This is a genomic window from Paraburkholderia sp. GAS334, assembly GCF_050436625.1.
In the GTDB taxonomy this organism is placed as follows: domain Bacteria; phylum Pseudomonadota; class Gammaproteobacteria; order Burkholderiales; family Burkholderiaceae; genus Paraburkholderia.
This window is the reverse complement of sequence record NZ_JBNDMO010000008.1, coordinates 247,571-263,707: the sequence shown is the minus strand read 5'-3', so window position 1 is coordinate 263,707 and position 16,137 is coordinate 247,571. Positions and strand designations below refer to the sequence as shown.

The following is a 16,137-nucleotide window of genomic DNA, read 5'->3' as shown; positions in this document are numbered from 1 at the left end:
AGAAACAATCATGGCAACTGGCAAGCGCAGCGATCCGTTTCGCGGGTTCAAGTTCAGGGTGTCGATCGGCGGCATTCAGCGCGCGGGCTTTCGCGAGGTGTCGGGTCTCGACGCATCTACCGACCCGATCGACTATCGCGAGGGCGATGACAAGACGCTGACGACGCACAAGCTCCCAGGCCTGAAGAAGTTTTCGAACATCACGCTAAAGCGCGGCATTACCGACGACCAGGACCTGTGGAAATGGCGCAAGCAGGTGATGGACGGCAAGATCAAGGATTGCCGCAAGAACGGGTCGATCATCCTGATGGATGACGAAGGCAATGATGTCGCGCAATGGGATTTCGTGGACGCGTGGCCGACCAAATGGACCGGCCCCACGTTCAATGCCACCGCCAATGAAGTGGCGATCGACACGCTCGAACTGGTGCACGAAGGTCTGGACCGGACGAAATGACTCTCACGACCGAATACAGCTTCACGCTGCCGCACGGCTATGTCGACGCGCAAGGCACGCTTCACCGCGAAGGCGTGATGCGGCTCGCTACGGCGAACGACGAAATTGCGCCGATGAAGGATCCGCGCGTGCAGTCCAATCCAGGCTATCTGGCGATCATTCTGCTTTCGCGGGTGGTGACGCGTCTCGGCGATCTGCCGCAGGTCAATCCGCGCGTGATCGAGGACATGTTCGCCGCGGACTTCGCGCACCTGGAAGAACTGTACCGGCGCATTAACCTGAACGGCCACAACAGGGTGCAGGTCAAGTGCCCGCATTGCGAAACGAAGTTCGAAGTCGAGGTCGAAGAGGCGGGGGAGCCATAGGCTACCCCCTCGACCAGCTGTTCGAGGAGGTAGCCTATGTCGCATATCACTTTCACTGGCCGCGCTCGCAATTGATGACGCTCGATCACCTCGAACGGCATCGCTGGGTCGAAGAGGTTGCGAGGATCAATCGACGAATCAATGACGCGCAGACAGACACGAGGGAGTAGCAGATGGCCGGGGCAACCAGCGCAGAGTATCCGTTCGCCGCTTTCGTGTACTCGATTGAGATCAAGGATGCCGGAAGCGGGGACCATGGTGTGGTCGCGGGCTTTAGCGAGGTGTCGGGGCTGGCTGTCGAAGTCGAGGTCGAAACGTTGCGTGAAGGCGGAGAGAACCGCTTCGAACATCAGATCGCGGGGCCGGCGAAATATTCGTCGCGGCTCGTGCTCAAGCGCGGGCTCGGAGACTCGTACTACCTGTGGTCGTGGTATCTGAAAGTGATGCAAGGGGAGATCGAGCGGCGGGACGTGACCGTCGTTCTTAACGACCCGACGCACAAGAAAAACCGTCGCTGGACTTTCCATGCCGCGTGCCCGGTCAAGTGGACGGGCCCCGACCTGCATGCGGCCAATTCTGCGGTTGCGTTCGAATCGGTCGAGCTGGTGCATCGGGGAGTGCTACCGTGAACCCGGGCGGCCCGGATTCGCGGGCGGCGCAGCCCCCGCGCAGCGACAGGCTGAGTGGCGCGCTCGGCGATTCGCTCTGGCGACGTCACACCCATACCGCGCTCAATGCGGGCTTGCGTACCGGTTGGAGCAGCGACATCGGCACGTCGGTCTACGAGCGGCATGCGGACTTCGTCGCCGCCGCTGCGCGCCGCATCGCGGGCGGTAGCGCGGCGGGCGGCCCGGACGACGCGCGACCCGTCGTGACCGGACAGCGCGTTCATTTCGATCCGTCTGCGCCCGACTTCGCCGCGCAGCCCGCGCAACCGTTGCCTCGAACCCATGTGGTTCAGCGTGCCACGGTCAGTCCGCGCGAAACGGAGCGCGATCCGGGCGTGCCGGCCGGCACGGCTGAACCGCAGCGCGATCCAGGCGGTACTGACGCGTCTTTCGCGTTCGCGTCTTCCGCGGCCTCGCCTGATCATTCCACGTCTGTCGCTCCGGCATCCGGCGCTTCGGCGCACGACAATGCCGCGTCCATTCAACGTGCGATGAACGTTCCGCTTGAGGATGCGCGAGACGCGAAAGCGGCGCGCATCGCGCACATTGATTCGCCAGGCGGCGGCACGCCCGCGCCTCCAGTCGTGACCCATGCGGCAGCCGCGCCGACCATTCGAGCGGACGTAGCAACACCTGTCGCTCGCACATGGCCGGCGATGGCGAGCGCTTCGAGCGACGCGCGCTCGCCCCTGGCACGGCAGATCGCTTCACATCGTCGCGCCGTGGTGCGGGGTGTAGCGTCAGCGGGAGCCTTCAGCACCCGCGATTCAGCGCCCTCGCAAAGCGACACGCATTCTGGTGCGTCGGAACTTGCGCGTCGTTCGATTGCAGGCCCGAAAGACACTCAGAATGTCGCAGCCTTGATTGCGGGTGCGATGATCACGTCGGACGCCCCGGACGCAGGTGGGCCACGACCTCGGTGGTGGCCCGACGCGCTTCACTCTGTTGCAATGCGCAAGCCGATGAGCGCGCTGCCGGCAGCGATCGACCTCGGAGAGAGCCAGCGAGCCGGCACAAAGCCAGCGAAAACGCAGGACATCGCTCCGGCACACACGTATGCGGTCTCTTCTCACGGCGTGAGGCAACGAGCCGGCCTGGACGCAACCGCATCGCCAATGCCGCGGCCGCTGGCAACAGTGATCGCCCATTCGCCTGACTATCCGGCTGCGGCTGCGGCTGCGGCCTCGACCACCGTCACCGCTAGTGCGACTTCGCGGACTACAACGCCCGCGCAGCGGCTGCTGTCGACGCACGCACAGGCCAGCCATCGCGCTGCGGCCGGCGCCGTGGTGGCGCAGGCCCGTTCGCATGGCGAGACGGCCGGCTCGGCCACGCAGACGAGATCCGGCGGCGCGCGGCCGTTCGAAAACACCGGGGCCGTCAGTGAGCGCGCGCCCGACGTGCCGGCCGTGCAGGCGGGCACAGCGGTCGATTCGAATGACCCGGCGACGCCAGACGTCGCGATGCACACCGATGCCGGGGCAGGAGCCCGTTCGGATGGTCTGCCCGTCACGTCCCGTCTGGCGGCGCATGAACCGGAGATCGACCGCACCATCGTCCGCGTGACCGACGCGAATGCGCACTCGGTCGTGCGGTTGCTGCGCAGCGCGCGAATAGCGGGGGATGTGCGCGGCGAGGCTGCGGTGAGCATCGGCGGTGGCGGTCATGGCGCTGCTTTGGACCGCGACGGGAGGCGAAACACGGAGCGCCCGGACAGGCCGCTCGGCGCCGCAGCCGCAAGCGCGCCCATCATTGCTGACACACGAATTGCTTCTTCGCATCCACGAGACATCACCCGGTCTGAATCACGGGATGCGCTGTCTGCGTCTGCGGTTACGGCGCACGAATCCACCGACGATCTGCTGCCGATGCCGATGCCGATGCCGATGCCGATGCCGATGCCGATGCCGATGCCGATGCCGCCCGCGGCTGCCCCAACCGGGGAGCGCGCAGCGCCCGTGTCCGCCGTGACGCGAGCGTCCGGTGCCACGTTACGCGCCCGTCTCGCGCAGCCGTTGGCAACGGCCACGCATGCGCGCCACGATCTGCCATCCCTCGGCCCGGCCGGTGACAACACTGGCGCGACGAAGCCACCACCGGCCGGAGAACTCACGGTCACGGCCGCAACCGGCACTCAAGCCCATGTCAGCGCTGCCCCAACGCCACCGCAATTGAGCGTGCTTGCCCGAGCGGCCATCCAGGAGTCCGGCGAAACCGTAACCGCGCCGGTGCGCGTCGACCGTCCTTTCGAGCCCGGCCCGTTGTTCAATCCTCAACGGCACGATCCGGCGCTGACCACGCTACCTGTCACATCGGCCGCGCCGCGCCCAGCCGCGCAGTACCCCGGCGCACGCATGCCCGAACTGCTGCGTGTATTCGCACCGGGCGCGCTGTGGGCGGCACGGGCGGTCGTTACGGCGGGCGCCGCCCAGGGGCAGCCGGCGTATTACGCGCGCCACGAAGGTCCATTGAGTCAGCGCGTCGGGCTCGATGCAGGCATGCCGGGCGGCGGAACTGCGACGTCCACCGCGATTGACCGGGTTGCCGAGACATACGGTGTCGTGCCCGCCGCGATCCAGACCCCGCAGGCAGCTTCTCCATTGCCGGGCCCGCACGCCGCTACGCCGGGCGCCATGTCGAACGCGCCACACGCGCAGGCAGGCAAGGACGACGTGAATGAACTGGCCGAGCGCGCATGGCAGATCATTCAGGACAAGCTCCTATACGAGCGCGAACGGCGAGGATACGCACCATGGCCCTGAACAAGCTGGTGATCCTCATCGAGCTGCCCGGCGAGAACATGCAATTCAGCGAAAACGACGAAAACTTCCAGATCGTCGCGCTGTTCAATCCGAAGAGCCTCGGCATCACCCGCCAGGTGCAGTGGCAGACGCAGCCGGCGACGAAGCACGACAGCCCTGAGCTGCAGTACACGAGCGGCCAGCCGGCCACGCTCAGCGTCGAACTGTTTTTCGACACTTACGACAACGACAGGAGCGCCGACCGTAAGGACAGTGTGTTCACCGCGTACATGAGCAAGCTGCTCGCACTGACGACCGTGCGCGGCGACAAGCACCGGCCGCCCGTCTGCCGGCTCAAGTGGGGCAGCCAGGGCATCTTCTTCCAGGGGGTGTTGCAGCAGCTGGACCAGCAGTACACGATGTTTATGGACGACGGCAAGCCCGTGCGCGCGACCGCGAAATGCACGTTCACCCAATGGCGCAGCAACGAGAGCGACCTGCAGAAGCAGAAGCTGATGTCCTCGGACGTGGTCAAGACCTGGACAGTCAGGCGCGGGCAGACGCTGGCGAGCATCGCCGCCGCGGAGTATCGCGATCCGCGCAACTGGCGCTACATCGCAGACGCGAATGGTATCGACGACCCGCTCGCGTTGCGGCCCGGCATGACGCTGCTGCTGCCTGCACTGCGCGTCTCGGCGAAGGCGGGCACACGATGAACGCACGCAGCGATTTCGACACGCTGGCGCCGGAGTACGCGCTGAAGGTGAACGGCGCGGCGCTCCCGCTTGCCGCCGCGGCCGATCTGATTTCGATCAACGTGCTCGACGACGTCGACGCGATGGGCATGTTCACGTTTTCGCTGACCTGCATGGACACCGTGGACATGAAGGTCAAATGGATCGACGACGACCTCTTTCGCGAAGGCAATCCGGTCGAGATTGAACTCGGTTACCGCGACAACCGGCGCATTCTTTTTAGCGGCGAGATTACAGGGCTCGAACCTGCGTTCCTGGAAGACAGCCCTCCCACACTGACGGTGCGCGGCTACGACCGCCGGCATCGGCTGATGCGTGAGCGCAAGACGCGCTCGTACACCAACGTGAAGGACAGCGATATAGCGAATCAGCTCGCGGGCGGCGCGGGACTCAAGCCCGAAATCGAAGACACCCGGGTCGTGCTGCCGTATGTGCTGCAGCACAGTCAGACCGACCTGGAATTCCTGCTGGGCCGCGCGCAACGCATCGACCACGAAGTGGTGGTGGACGGCCATTCGCTGATCTACCGGCCGCGCAAGGTCAAGGACAGCGCAACGCTCACGCTCAGGCGCGAAATCGAGCTGCTCGAATTTCGCCCTCGCATGTCGACGATGGGCCAGGCGCAGGAGCTCGTGGTGCGCGGCTGGAGCCCGAAGGACAAACGCGAGATCGTGTCACGCTCGGGCGTCGGCGACGAGCCCTCGTTGATGAGCGGCCAGGCGTCGGGCCCGGCGAGCGTTCAGCGCGTGTTCGGCCGCACCGGCAGCATGATGGTGCGCGCACCCGTGCAAAGCCAGGAGGAAGCTGACCTGGTCGCAAAGCAGCGCTTCGCGGAAATGGCGCTCGGCTATATCCGCGCGGACGGCGTGTGCATCGGCGAGCCGCACCTGCGTGCCGGCATCGTGGTCAAGATCGAAGGGCTCGGCGCGCGCTTTAGCGGTCTTTACTATGTGACGGCGACCGAACAGCGGTTCTCGATACGCAACGGCTATCGGACCCGCTTCGCGGCGAGGAGGAATGCGACATGATGCACGACGATCTGCTGCGCGGCCTGCTCGCGCGCCCGGATACGGATGGGCGGTACTACGGCGTGGTGGTCGGCGTTGTCACCAGCAATCGCGATCCGGACGGCATGCACCGCGTCAAGGTCCGCTTCCCGTGGCTCAACCAGGACGACGAGAGCAACTGGGCACGCGTCGCGACGATGATGGCGGGCAACGGCCGCGGCGCTTATTTCCTGCCTGAGGTCGACGATGAAGTGCTGGTCGCGTTCGAGCACGGTAGCGTCGAGCATCCCTTCGTGATCGGTTCCGTATGGAACGGCAAGGACGTGGCGCACGAGTCGAACGCGGACGGCAACAACGACAATCGCAGCATCAAGTCGCGCAGCGGTCATGTCGTGCGCCTGTGCGACCGCTCGGGTCAGGAAAGCATCGAGATCATCGACAAGACCGGTCATAACCGGATCGTGATTCAGGCGTCCGGCAACACAATTTCGATCGAAGCGCAGGGCGACATTGCGATTCGTTCGCAGACCGGGAAGCTGACCATCGAAGCCGTCGGCGTCGAGATCGATTCGAAGGCAGGTGTTCAGATCAAGGCGGCAGAGACCGTCGACGTGACAGCCACCGCGCAGATGAACCTGAAGGCTGCGCTGATCAACCTTAACTGATGCGCGCGCGTCCGGGCGTCAGCGGCGGCAGGCGCTGCGGGCCGGTGAACGCGCAGGAGAAGCGGCCATGCCCGCAGAGGTACTTGGAGTCGGATGGGGTTTTCCGGTCGAACTGGTCGACGACGGCACCGGCGGGCCGCGTTTTGCGCTTGCGCGCTATGAAGAGAGCGTGCGGCAGTCGGTTGTGATCATCCTATCCACGGCCAGAGGCGAACGTGTGATGCGACCGACGTTTGGTTGCGGGCTCCACGAACTGGTGTTTGCCGTCAACAATAGTGCGACGCGCGGCATGGCGGCGTTCCACGTGCGCGAGGCGTTGCGTGAGTGGGAACCGCGCATCGACGTGCTGCGCGTGGACGCGTCGAGCGGAGGCGAGCATGGCGAACAGTTGCTGATCGATCTGGATTATCGGGTACGGCTCACGGACGGCCGTTTCAACCTCGTGTATCCGTTCTACCTTGACAGGCCGATCGTATGAATCCCGACAACGTGCCGGTGCTGAGCACAAAGGACTGGACGGCAGCGCAGGTCGCCGAGGTGGTGGACCGTTCGCTCGCGCGCGGTGCAGGAAGTGCCGATCCGCTCCGGCATGCGCTCGAAGCGGTGCTCGCCCACTATTGCCGCGTCCTGACCGTGAGCCTGAACCGCGCGCCGGACGCGCATCTCGCTGCCTTTGTGTCGTTGCTGCGCGCCGGGCGCGTGCCGCCGGTGCCGGCCGTCGTCCCGCTGTCGTTCAAGGCGACGCGCACACCGGCTGCGCAGGAAGGTCCCGTTGTACCGCGCTATACCGAGGTCGCTGCCGCGGCGCAGGGCAGCGCCGGGCCCGTGGTGTTCCAGACCACCCGCGACCTGCAGGTATTGCGCGCGGAGCCGGTGCGCGCGATGGCCGTCGATTTCCGGCGCGCCGCGGTTGCCAACGCAGCTGTCATCCTGTCGGACACGCCTGCCGTCGATGCGGATCTGTTCTCAACGGCTGCCCCGTTGATCGGCACAGTGCATATCGGCGCACTGGCGTTCGGCGATCACGCCTGCCTCGTGGGATTGCAGGTGAATGTCGCGATCGACGCAACGCAGAACCCGCGTCCCGGCACGGCGATCGAATGGGGCATCACAGCGCCAACCGGCTTCGTGCCGCTGACGCCGCAGCGCGATACGACGGCGAATCTGACGGTCAGCGGCACGGTCGAATTTGGCGCGCTGCCGGACTGGCCGAAGGCTGTCGTGCGTGGCGCGGAAAGCTTCTGGCTGAGCGCGCGCATGCGCCCGACGCCTCTGCCGCCCGGAGACGGCGACGCGGAGGAAGCGGTGCCTTGCGCGCCGATCCGTCAATTGCGCGTGACCACCCGTCACGCAACGGCCGCGCTTCCACCGCAAGCCGCAATGTATGGGCGCATACCGCTCGACGTGACGCGCGACTGCTATCCGTTCGGTGAACGGCCGCGCTTCGGCGATGTGTTCTATGTGGCATCGAAGCAGTTCATGGTGGCCGGCGCGACGATCGAGTTGCGCATCGCATTGACCAATCCCGCCGACGGCGACCCTGCCGCCACGCCGCTGCCGCCGGTGAGCCGCGACGGCGACCCGCGCGTGCGCTGGGACATTCATACGGCGGCAGGCTGGGTCGGGTTAGCTGTCGACGATCGCACCGAGGCGCTCACGGTGAGCGGCACGCTTTCGTTCACGGTGCCGGCGGACGCGTCGCCGGCCACGCTCGGCAACGTGACGAGCGGATGGTTGCGGGCGCGCCTTGTCTCCGGTAGCTATGGCGCTGCCCGCACGGTCCCGGACGCCGCGGTGCTGCCGCCCGTCAGCGCGCCTTCGATTGCGAGCATCGCAGTCGACATGTCGATCACGCGCGGGCCACTCGAACCGGAACATGTGATTCTCGACAACAGCTTCGAACAGGCGGTAGTGAGCCGGGGAGCGGACGCGCGGCTCGCGCCGTTCTGTCCGTTTCCACCGTTCGATGTGCAAGGCGCGGCGCTGTATCTCGGCTTGCAGGCGGCACGTGACGACGTTGCGGGGTGCACGCTGCATTTCTACGTGAGGGTGAGGCCGGACGACGGGCCGCCCGTTTGCCGCGAGACCGGTCAGCGCGCGGCGCCGTTGCGCTGGCAAGCGCGCGGCACTACGGGCTGGCATGACTGTACGGCCGTCGATGAAACGGACGGGTTGCGGCATTCGGGTTTCATCGCGGTCAGCACGGGCGATGACGTCGCGACATGGGACACCGCGATCGCAGAGAGCGATCGTTCGCTATGGTGGCTGCGACTTTTGCCGGGCGGGGGCAACGGGTCGGCGCCGCGTGTTGGCGCAATTGGCCGTGTCGTGCTGAATGCCGTGCCGGCCGTACAGACGCTCCGTCTCGAGCACGAACTGCTCGGCTCGAGCAACGGCCGCCCCGCGCAGGCGTTTCATGCGGCACGCAGTCCCTTCATCGGCGCGGTCGAAGTCGATGTGCGGGAAGGTCCCGCGTTGCCGGATCAGGAATGGGTGCGCTGGATCTGCGTCGACGACTTCGACGCATCGACACCGGCGTCACCGCATTACGTCGTCGACCGGCTCGCGTCGAGCGTGCATTTCGGTGACGGCCGGCGCGGGCGTATTCCGCCGGCGGGCGGCAACAACCTGCGGATAAGCTACGCCTCCGGCGGGGGCGCACGCGGCAATTGTCCCGCGCTCACGGTCAAGCAGTTGCGTACAACGATCCCTTATATCGAATCGGCGACCAACGTCGATGCGGCAAGCGGCGGCCAGGACGCGCAGGATGAGTCGTCGGCGCGGCAGTCGGCGCTCGCGTGGCTCAGGCATCGAGACCGCGCCGTGTGCGTCGACGACTACGCGGTGCTCGCGCAACGCGCGTCGCCCGAAGTGGCGCGCGCCGATGCGTTCGCCGCCGGTGAACTGAAAGCCGGTACGCTGGCGGCGCCGTTGCCGCCCGGTATCGTCGGCGTGTCGATCGTGCCGCGCAGCGCAGTGCCCAGGCCGCAGCCATCCGCGACGCTGCTGCGCACCGTCAGGCAATATCTCGATGCGTGCCGTTCGCCCGGCGCTGAACTGGTGCTGTTCGGCCCCAGCTATCTGCTCGTCGGCGTGAGCGCGGTACTGGCGCTCCGGCCGGACGCACTCGCGACGCGCGTCGTCGCGCTTTGCGAGCAGCGCCTCGACACTTTCCTGCATCCGCTCACGGGGGGCAGTGACGGGCGCGGCTGGAAAGCCGGTGAGCGTCCGCATGCGTCGGATTTTCATCAGGTACTCGACGGCGTAGACGGGCTGGACCATGTGCAATCGTTGCGGCTCCTGTTCGAGACGGCGTTCGCCGATGCGCCCGGCGCGGCGCGCCCGCTCGTGGCTGCCGGTCGCCACGCGCTGCGCGCGGAGTGACGATCATGACGAACTCCGTCACCGGCGAACGCGATTTCGAAGACCTGGTCCGCGAGGGCATCGCGCTGCTGCCCGTCCATGCGCCGCAGTGGACCGACCACAATCCGTCCGATCCAGGCGTCACGCTGATCGAACTGCTGGCGTACCTGTCGGACATCCTTCTGTATCGGACCGGGCGCATTACGCCCGCAGCGAAGCTGCAGTTTCTGCGCCTGCTCAGAGGTGCTGCATGGCAGGACTGGGTGCGGCTCGACATAGCGGACGCGGATGAATTGCAGCGCTCGATCAACGCCGCCGTGAGCGAGCTCGCTCACGTGCAGTGCGCGGTCACGGCCGGCGATTTCGAGCAGCTCGCACTGGCCGCCGCGCAGCGTCAGGCGCCGCCCGGACAGCGCTACGCCACGCACTGCGTGATGAACGCGAATTTGAGCGGCGGCGGGCGGCGCGGGGTCGATCTGCAAAGCCCCGGGCACGTCAGCGTGGTGATCGCCGCGCTTGACGAAATCTCCGCGGACGACGCTGCGAAATTGCGGGCGAGAGTGCGGCGCTACCTGCTGCCGAAGTGCCTGCTGACGACACGGCTGCATGTCATTTCGCCGGACTACCTGTACATCGGGATCGGCTTTCGCGTGGCGCTGCGTCCTGGCGTTTCATTGCAGGCCACCACGCAGCAGATCGGCGCCGCGCTGCAGGAACGCTTCGAAACGGGCGGCGCACCGCCCGACATGGAGTCCCTGTTCGGCGCCACGCTCCATCTCGCCGAGGTCGCGCGCATCATCGACGACGTGCCGGGCGTCGACTATGTCGAAGACGTCACCGTGCTGCAGTTGAGCACGATGCGCCACGCGGCGATGCACGTGGACGCAAGTGTTGGCGTGCAGGTGGGCCGGCGCTCGACGCTCGGGGTGGACACGCGGATCGGCGGCGTAGCGCTGGACGAAGAGCGGCTCGTGCGCGACAGCGAAGGTGTGCTGGCGTCGGTCAGACTCAAGCCGTGGGAACTGCTGCGGCTTGCGATCGCGCACGACGGCGTCGAGCCGATCGCTGCCGCGAAGTTCGATGAAGCCGCCCGTCGGGGAGGCCGCGATGGATGAGGAGCGCGGCACCCGTTTGCTGAACAGCCTGCCCGCGATCTATCGCGCAGCGGACGAATCGGGGCAGTTGTGCGCGCTGCTCGGCGCGTTCGAAGCGATCCTGCTCGAAAGCGACGATCCGAAAGCGCCGGCAATCGCGCAGCAGATCGATGCGCTTCCCGCGCTGTTCGCGCCGCTAGGAGCCGGCTTACCCGGCCATCCGCAGGCGCGCACGCCCGACCGCTTCTTGCCGTGGCTTGCGCAGTGGGTCGCGTTCGAACCGTACCGGCTGTTTTCGGGCGACCGTCTGCGAACGATCATTGGCGGCATGGTTGTTCTGCACGGCCGCCGTGGCACGCGCCGCTATCTGATCGAGTTGCTAAAGCTCTGTTTCGACGGCATCGACGAAATCCGCATCGACGAAAACCCCGTGCACGGATTCACGATCGGACTCGCGCGGCTCGGTCAGGATTCGGTGCTGATCCGCGAAGCGCCGTATTGTTTCAGGATCGAGATCGCGCCAGGCAGCGCTTCCAGCGAGTTGCAGCACGAGCCCTGGCAGTCGCTTGAACAGCGCGTGCGCGCCGTGGTGGACTTCGCGAAGCCGGCACACACCGTGTACGACCTCGTGTTGAGAAGAGGCACAACAAATGCAAAAGAAACAGCTACTCCATAAGAAGCCGGGGTACTTCCGCGGCCAGTTGCTGCTCGAAGACGACTTTATCGCCGAGCAACGCTACCATTCACACGCGCGCTATCGCCATGCGCTCAATATGCATGGCTGGGGCGTCGTGCGCGGGCTCGACGTGGTGCGCATCGACGAAACGACGATCGCGGTGAGCCCGGGCCTCGCAGTCGACGGACACGGCCATGAAATCGAACTGCTGCATGAAGAAAGATTGAGTCTCGCGGCGATCGCAGCACAATCACTGGTGGCGATCAGCCTCGTCTATGCGGAGGAGGGCGCGGCCGAGCCGGCTGATGAAGCGGGGCAGCGCGTGCGCAACTGTTATGGCGTGCTGTCGGCTTCCGTTGGTGTGGCCGAGGCCGCGGTCGTGCTCGCCACCGTGCAATTGAATGAGAGAGGGCACGTCGTCGATCACCACGCGATCGGCCTCGCGAACCGGCGCCTGCTGAGAACGCCACTGGAGCCGGGTTCCGTGACGGCTGCGGCACTCGATGAGCATTTGCGCGTCGGCTGGCTCAGAATGCCGTTCCGGCCGATGCCCATTCCGCGGGAGGGAGACGAAGAACCGCCGCCGCCGTTTCGGGTTGGCCCCACCGAAGCGCGCGCGCACCGCGACTATGACGGGCGGGCCAATACGCGCGGCGCGGCGGGCAGCATGGCGATCGCGTTGCCACCTGGCGTGACGCGCGTACTGCGCCTGCGTATCGCGGGCGAGGAAAACGATGCCCGCATGCAGATCGAACTGATGATCGGCGGCTGGGACCCGGAGAAGCGCAAGCATGTCCTGCGCAATCTGCTGAAGGTCGATCTGAAAGGCGGCTCGTTCGATAACACCTGGCAGATAGACAGGGGCGAACTGCACACGGAAACCTCTACGCTTGCGCTGGAAATACGCTGCGAAGGGTACGCCCGCGTGTCACTCGTCGCCATCCAGGTGACCTGCGATCCGCGCGCGCTGCAGGCATCGATGCCGGCGTCCTGAGCAGACAGCCATGCACGCATTTGAGAACTCGCTCGAGCATCTGCTTGCCGAAATCGAGTGGGTGGATGTGCTGATTCGCGCGCTCGTCGCGCGCGTGCGGGCCGAGCAGGCCGAGGACGACCCGTTCCGCGGTCTCTATCTGTCCGAGCAGCACGTGGATGCGCTACTCGCCGCTCCGCTCGGCATGCCTTCCTGGCTGACTTACAGCGCGGCGCACAATGACGCGCGCGGCGCGCAACTCGCCGCGCTGCGCAAGCAACTCGACGCTCGTCGCCGGTTGAGTCTCGACGCCGGCATCGACTTGCGGCTGGAGCGCCTGCGCTTGCTGCTGGACCTGAGCGATTTCGATGTCGGCGTGTTGCTGGTCTGCATTGCGGCTGGCCTCGATACGCGTTACGAAAGGCTTTACGCGTATTTGCAGGACGATGTCACGAAGACACGGCCTGGCATCGATCTCGTGCTTAACCTGCTGGAAGCGGACCCGCTCAAACGGTTCGCCGCGCGCACGCGCTTCGAAGCGGACGCACCGCTGCTGCGCTACCGGCTGGTGTCGCTCTTCGACGATCCGTCGCGGCCGATGCCGCTCCTGATCGGCCGGTTTCTGAAACTGGATGACCGCGTCGTGTCGTTCCTGCTCGGGTCCGACGCGGCCGACGAGACGGTCGCGCCGTATATGTGCCACGCGGAGCCGGGACCGCCGCTCGATGCGCTGGTCGTCGACGACAGCGTGAAGCGCGGTCTGCAGGGGCTCGCTCACGCGCCGTCCAGCACGCGGCGCGTCGTCGTGCATTTACAGGGCCGCCGCGGCTCGGGACGGCGCACGATCGCGCGAGCGTTGTGCGCCGGGCGCTGCGTGCCGTTGATCGAGGTCGACCTCGAGCGGCTACTGGCGGCAGCGGATTTCGCGGCCTCTCTCGCATCGATCGACCGGGAAGCGCGCCTCGCGGGCGCAGCGTTGTACTGGGACGGATTCGATACGCTGTCGCCACCGGAGCAGCGGCCGCTGCTGGCGACGTTGCTGCGCATGATCGGTCGCGGGCCTGCGCTCGCGTTCGTTGCGAGCGAAACTTCACCGCTGCCGTCGAGCGCCTTCCCTGACGTGCGGCACGTCAACGTGACGCTCGCGCCGCTTTCCGCCGCCCAGCGTCTGGAACTGTGGCGCAGGGCAGTCGACGGCCAGGTGCTGGCGATCGATGCGATCGATGCGATCGACCTGTCGGGTGTCGCAGCACGCTTCAAGTTTACGCCGCGGCAGATTCGCGAATCGATGGACACCGCGGCCAGTCTCGCAAGCTGGCGCAATCCCGCTGAGGCAGGCATCTCGGTACAGGATCTCTACGACGCGTGCCGGTTCCATTCGAACCGCATGCTGTCGACGCTCGCGCGCAAGATCACGCCGCGCGTGGGATGGGACGACATCGTGCTGCCGCCGGCCCGTCTGCTCCAGTTGCGTGAGATCTGCAATCACATGAAATACCGCCACCAGGTTTTCAGCGAGTGGGGCTTCGAGCGCAAGCTCATCTCGAGCAAGGGGCTGATGGCGCTGTTCGCGGGACCGTCCGGCACCGGCAAGACGATGGCCGCTGAAATCATCGCAGGGGAACTCGGCCTCGATCTGTACAAGATCGATCTGTCGTCGGTGATCAGCAAGTTCATCGGCGAGACCGAAAAGAACCTCGCCCGAATTTTCGACGAAGCGGAAACGGCCAACGCGGTGCTGTTCTTCGACGAGGCCGACGCGCTGTTCGGCCGGCGCAGCGAAGTGAAGGACTCGCATGACCGCTACGCGAACATCGAAGTCGGCTACCTGCTGCAGCGCATCGAGGAGTACGAGGGTGTCGCCATCCTCGCGACGAATTTCCGTCGCAACATGGACGAGGCTTTTGTGCGGCGCCTTCAGTTTACGGTGGATTTCGCGCTGCCCGGCGAAGCGGACCGCTACCGGATGTGGCAGCGCATTCTGCCTGAGCAGACGCCGCGCGACCCGGCTATCGACCTCGGCCAGCTGGCGTGCCGTTTCGATCTGACGGGCGGCAATATCCGCAACATCGCGGTCGCCGCGGCATTTCTGGCGGCCGACGATCGCGACATCGTGCGCATGACGCACCTGATCGCGGCCACGCAGCGGGAGTATCAGAAGATGGGAAAACTGGTGTCGGACGGCGAATTCGACGACGCGTCGTCCTGAACGGCGCGGCGCGCCCGCGCTGCGTCAATAGCGCTTCGAAGCGGCACATTCTCCGGTGCTGCCGTAGCCCTCGCATAAAAACAGCTTGAGCCAGTTGATTCTCTCCTGAACGCGCTGGTCGAGGCACGTGGCATAGACCAGCGACGACATCGAGCCGCCGCCCGACAGACCGCGCTGCCACGCGCATTCGCGGCGCGCCAGTGCATCCCACTGGGCTTGCGTGTCATGGAGGTCGCGCGCCGGCTGGGCGGGAAGCGAATGGTCGAGTTCGCCGAGCAGTGCCTGAAGCTTGCGCTGAGAATCCGCAAGGTGCTCCGCTTCGCTCTGCTGCGTCTGCACCATGCTCGGCCCGGCGGACGGCGGTGCGCCCGGCGCCGTGCAGGCAGCGCACAGCAACAGTAACAGCCACACGGATGCACGACTACGCCGCCGTGCTGCGTCTGCCGCGCGGGCAATGGTTAGATTTGCCCGAGCCAAAGCTTGATCTCGTTTTCGCGGCGATTGGCGAGTCCCTGGTTGAAGACACCCCCGGCCTTGTTCCATTTGCGCAGGTCGTCGGGTACCTCATCGAACGCGCTGTTGTTGACGTCCTTCAGGGCCGAGCTGCCATGAAAGCCCGCGATGCCGATGTTGAAACAGAACGATACGAGTGCATCGAACTGGTTCTGATTCAGGTCGACGGCGATCGAATCGTTGAGCGTATTTTCATAGGCAGGCAGGTCGGACGCGAGCAGGGCCTGCACCTGAGCGAGCGTGAGACCTTGCGCATAAGGCACTGCCGTTCCGCCGATATTCACCGTGCCCGAACTTTTTTCGGCTGGCGTGAGCGCGTGACCCACGCCGATCGTCAGCACGCCGACGCCGTCATCGTAGGCTTTGGTCTCGAAGCCCTCCCACTGGGTCAGCAAGCCGCACCCATGTTCACTCATTTGCATGGCCATCATCGCTCTCCGAACAAGACATACCCGACGCGAGCGATACCAGCGAGATATCCTGCGCGCGCCAACCCTGGCCGCTCCAGCAATCGCGCTGACGCGGCGCGCCTGGAACCGTGGTCCATACAGCGCTTTCGATAAACGATTTCATGAACGCGAATTTGAAGCTCGGGGGTACGGGTGCGGGGCCCAGTGCTGGTCACGTAGCATCCGCAGAACGCGTTGCCTT

Annotated in this window: 16 protein-coding genes; 14 read left to right on the top strand and 2 right to left on the bottom strand. The window is 65.8% G+C overall.

Features of this window, described 5'->3' with window-relative positions:
* Positions 1-10 precede the first annotated feature (10 nt).
* From P3T21_RS17345 to P3T21_RS17280, 14 genes are all read left to right on the top strand, one after another.
* Positions 11-457, top strand: a complete 447-nt coding sequence (locus P3T21_RS17345) for a phage tail protein (protein WP_429257156.1) — start codon at positions 11-13, stop codon at positions 455-457.
* The gene (locus P3T21_RS17340; RefSeq protein ID WP_429257155.1) at positions 454-822 is read left to right on the top strand and encodes a phage tail assembly protein; all 369 of its coding nucleotides are present in this window, start codon (positions 454-456) and stop codon (positions 820-822) included. The genes P3T21_RS17345 and P3T21_RS17340 overlap by 4 nt, the downstream gene beginning before the upstream one ends.
* Positions 765-992, top strand: coding sequence for a DUF6760 family protein (locus tag P3T21_RS17335; RefSeq protein ID WP_429257154.1), 228 nt, complete (start codon positions 765-767; stop codon positions 990-992). The genes P3T21_RS17340 and P3T21_RS17335 overlap by 58 nt, the downstream gene beginning before the upstream one ends.
* 3 nt (positions 993-995) lie before the next feature.
* Complete coding sequence (locus tag P3T21_RS17330) at positions 996-1,451, top strand: phage tail protein (protein WP_429257153.1); 456 nt, start codon at positions 996-998, stop codon at positions 1,449-1,451.
* Positions 1,448-4,252 (top strand): hypothetical protein, encoded by a 2,805-nt coding sequence (locus P3T21_RS17325; protein WP_429257152.1) that lies wholly within the window; start codon positions 1,448-1,450, stop codon positions 4,250-4,252. The genes P3T21_RS17330 and P3T21_RS17325 overlap by 4 nt, the downstream gene beginning before the upstream one ends.
* Positions 4,243-4,947, top strand: coding sequence for a CIS tube protein (locus P3T21_RS17320; RefSeq protein ID WP_429257151.1), 705 nt, complete (start codon positions 4,243-4,245; stop codon positions 4,945-4,947). The genes P3T21_RS17325 and P3T21_RS17320 overlap by 10 nt, the downstream gene beginning before the upstream one ends.
* A complete protein-coding gene (locus P3T21_RS17315; protein WP_429257150.1) occupies positions 4,944-6,014 on the top strand; it encodes a phage late control D family protein in 1,071 nt (356 codons plus the stop codon). Before P3T21_RS17320 ends, P3T21_RS17315 begins: the two co-directional genes overlap by 4 nt.
* On the top strand, positions 6,011-6,658 hold the full coding sequence (locus P3T21_RS17310) for a phage baseplate assembly protein V (RefSeq protein ID WP_429257149.1): 648 nt from the start codon (positions 6,011-6,013) through the stop codon (positions 6,656-6,658). The genes P3T21_RS17315 and P3T21_RS17310 overlap by 4 nt, the downstream gene beginning before the upstream one ends.
* A 67-nt stretch (positions 6,659-6,725) precedes the next feature.
* Entirely contained in the window at positions 6,726-7,136 is a 411-nt protein-coding gene (locus tag P3T21_RS17305; RefSeq protein WP_429257148.1) for a GPW/gp25 family protein, read from the top strand.
* Positions 7,133-10,042: a putative baseplate assembly protein gene (locus tag P3T21_RS17300; protein WP_429257147.1), complete on the top strand. Its 2,910-nt coding sequence runs from the start codon at positions 7,133-7,135 to the stop codon at positions 10,040-10,042. Before P3T21_RS17305 ends, P3T21_RS17300 begins: the two co-directional genes overlap by 4 nt.
* Before the next feature lie 5 nt (positions 10,043-10,047).
* Positions 10,048-11,136 carry a hypothetical protein gene (locus P3T21_RS17295; RefSeq protein WP_429257146.1) on the top strand — a complete coding sequence of 363 codons (1,089 nt, stop codon included), beginning with the start codon at positions 10,048-10,050 and terminating at the stop codon, positions 11,134-11,136.
* Positions 11,102-11,791, top strand: coding sequence for a phage tail protein (locus P3T21_RS17290; RefSeq protein ID WP_429257145.1), 690 nt, complete (start codon positions 11,102-11,104; stop codon positions 11,789-11,791). Before P3T21_RS17295 ends, P3T21_RS17290 begins: the two co-directional genes overlap by 35 nt.
* Positions 11,766-12,785, top strand: a complete 1,020-nt coding sequence (locus P3T21_RS17285; protein WP_429257144.1) for a hypothetical protein — start codon at positions 11,766-11,768, stop codon at positions 12,783-12,785. Before P3T21_RS17290 ends, P3T21_RS17285 begins: the two co-directional genes overlap by 26 nt.
* A 10-nt stretch (positions 12,786-12,795) precedes the next feature.
* On the top strand, positions 12,796-14,973 hold the full coding sequence (locus P3T21_RS17280) for an ATP-binding protein (protein WP_429257143.1): 2,178 nt from the start codon (positions 12,796-12,798) through the stop codon (positions 14,971-14,973).
* 24 nt (positions 14,974-14,997) lie between these two features.
* Here the strand turns inward: P3T21_RS17280 and P3T21_RS17275 are convergent, their stop codons facing one another.
* Together P3T21_RS17275 and P3T21_RS17270 are read right to left on the bottom strand one after the other, a co-directional pair.
* On the bottom strand, positions 14,998-15,384 hold the full coding sequence (locus tag P3T21_RS17275) for a lysozyme inhibitor LprI family protein (RefSeq protein WP_429257142.1): 387 nt from the start codon (positions 15,382-15,384) through the stop codon (positions 14,998-15,000).
* Positions 15,385-15,431: 47 nt separating this feature from the next.
* Complete coding sequence (locus P3T21_RS17270) at positions 15,432-15,914, bottom strand: lysozyme (protein WP_429257141.1); 483 nt, start codon at positions 15,912-15,914, stop codon at positions 15,432-15,434.
* Positions 15,915-16,137 lie beyond the last annotated feature (223 nt).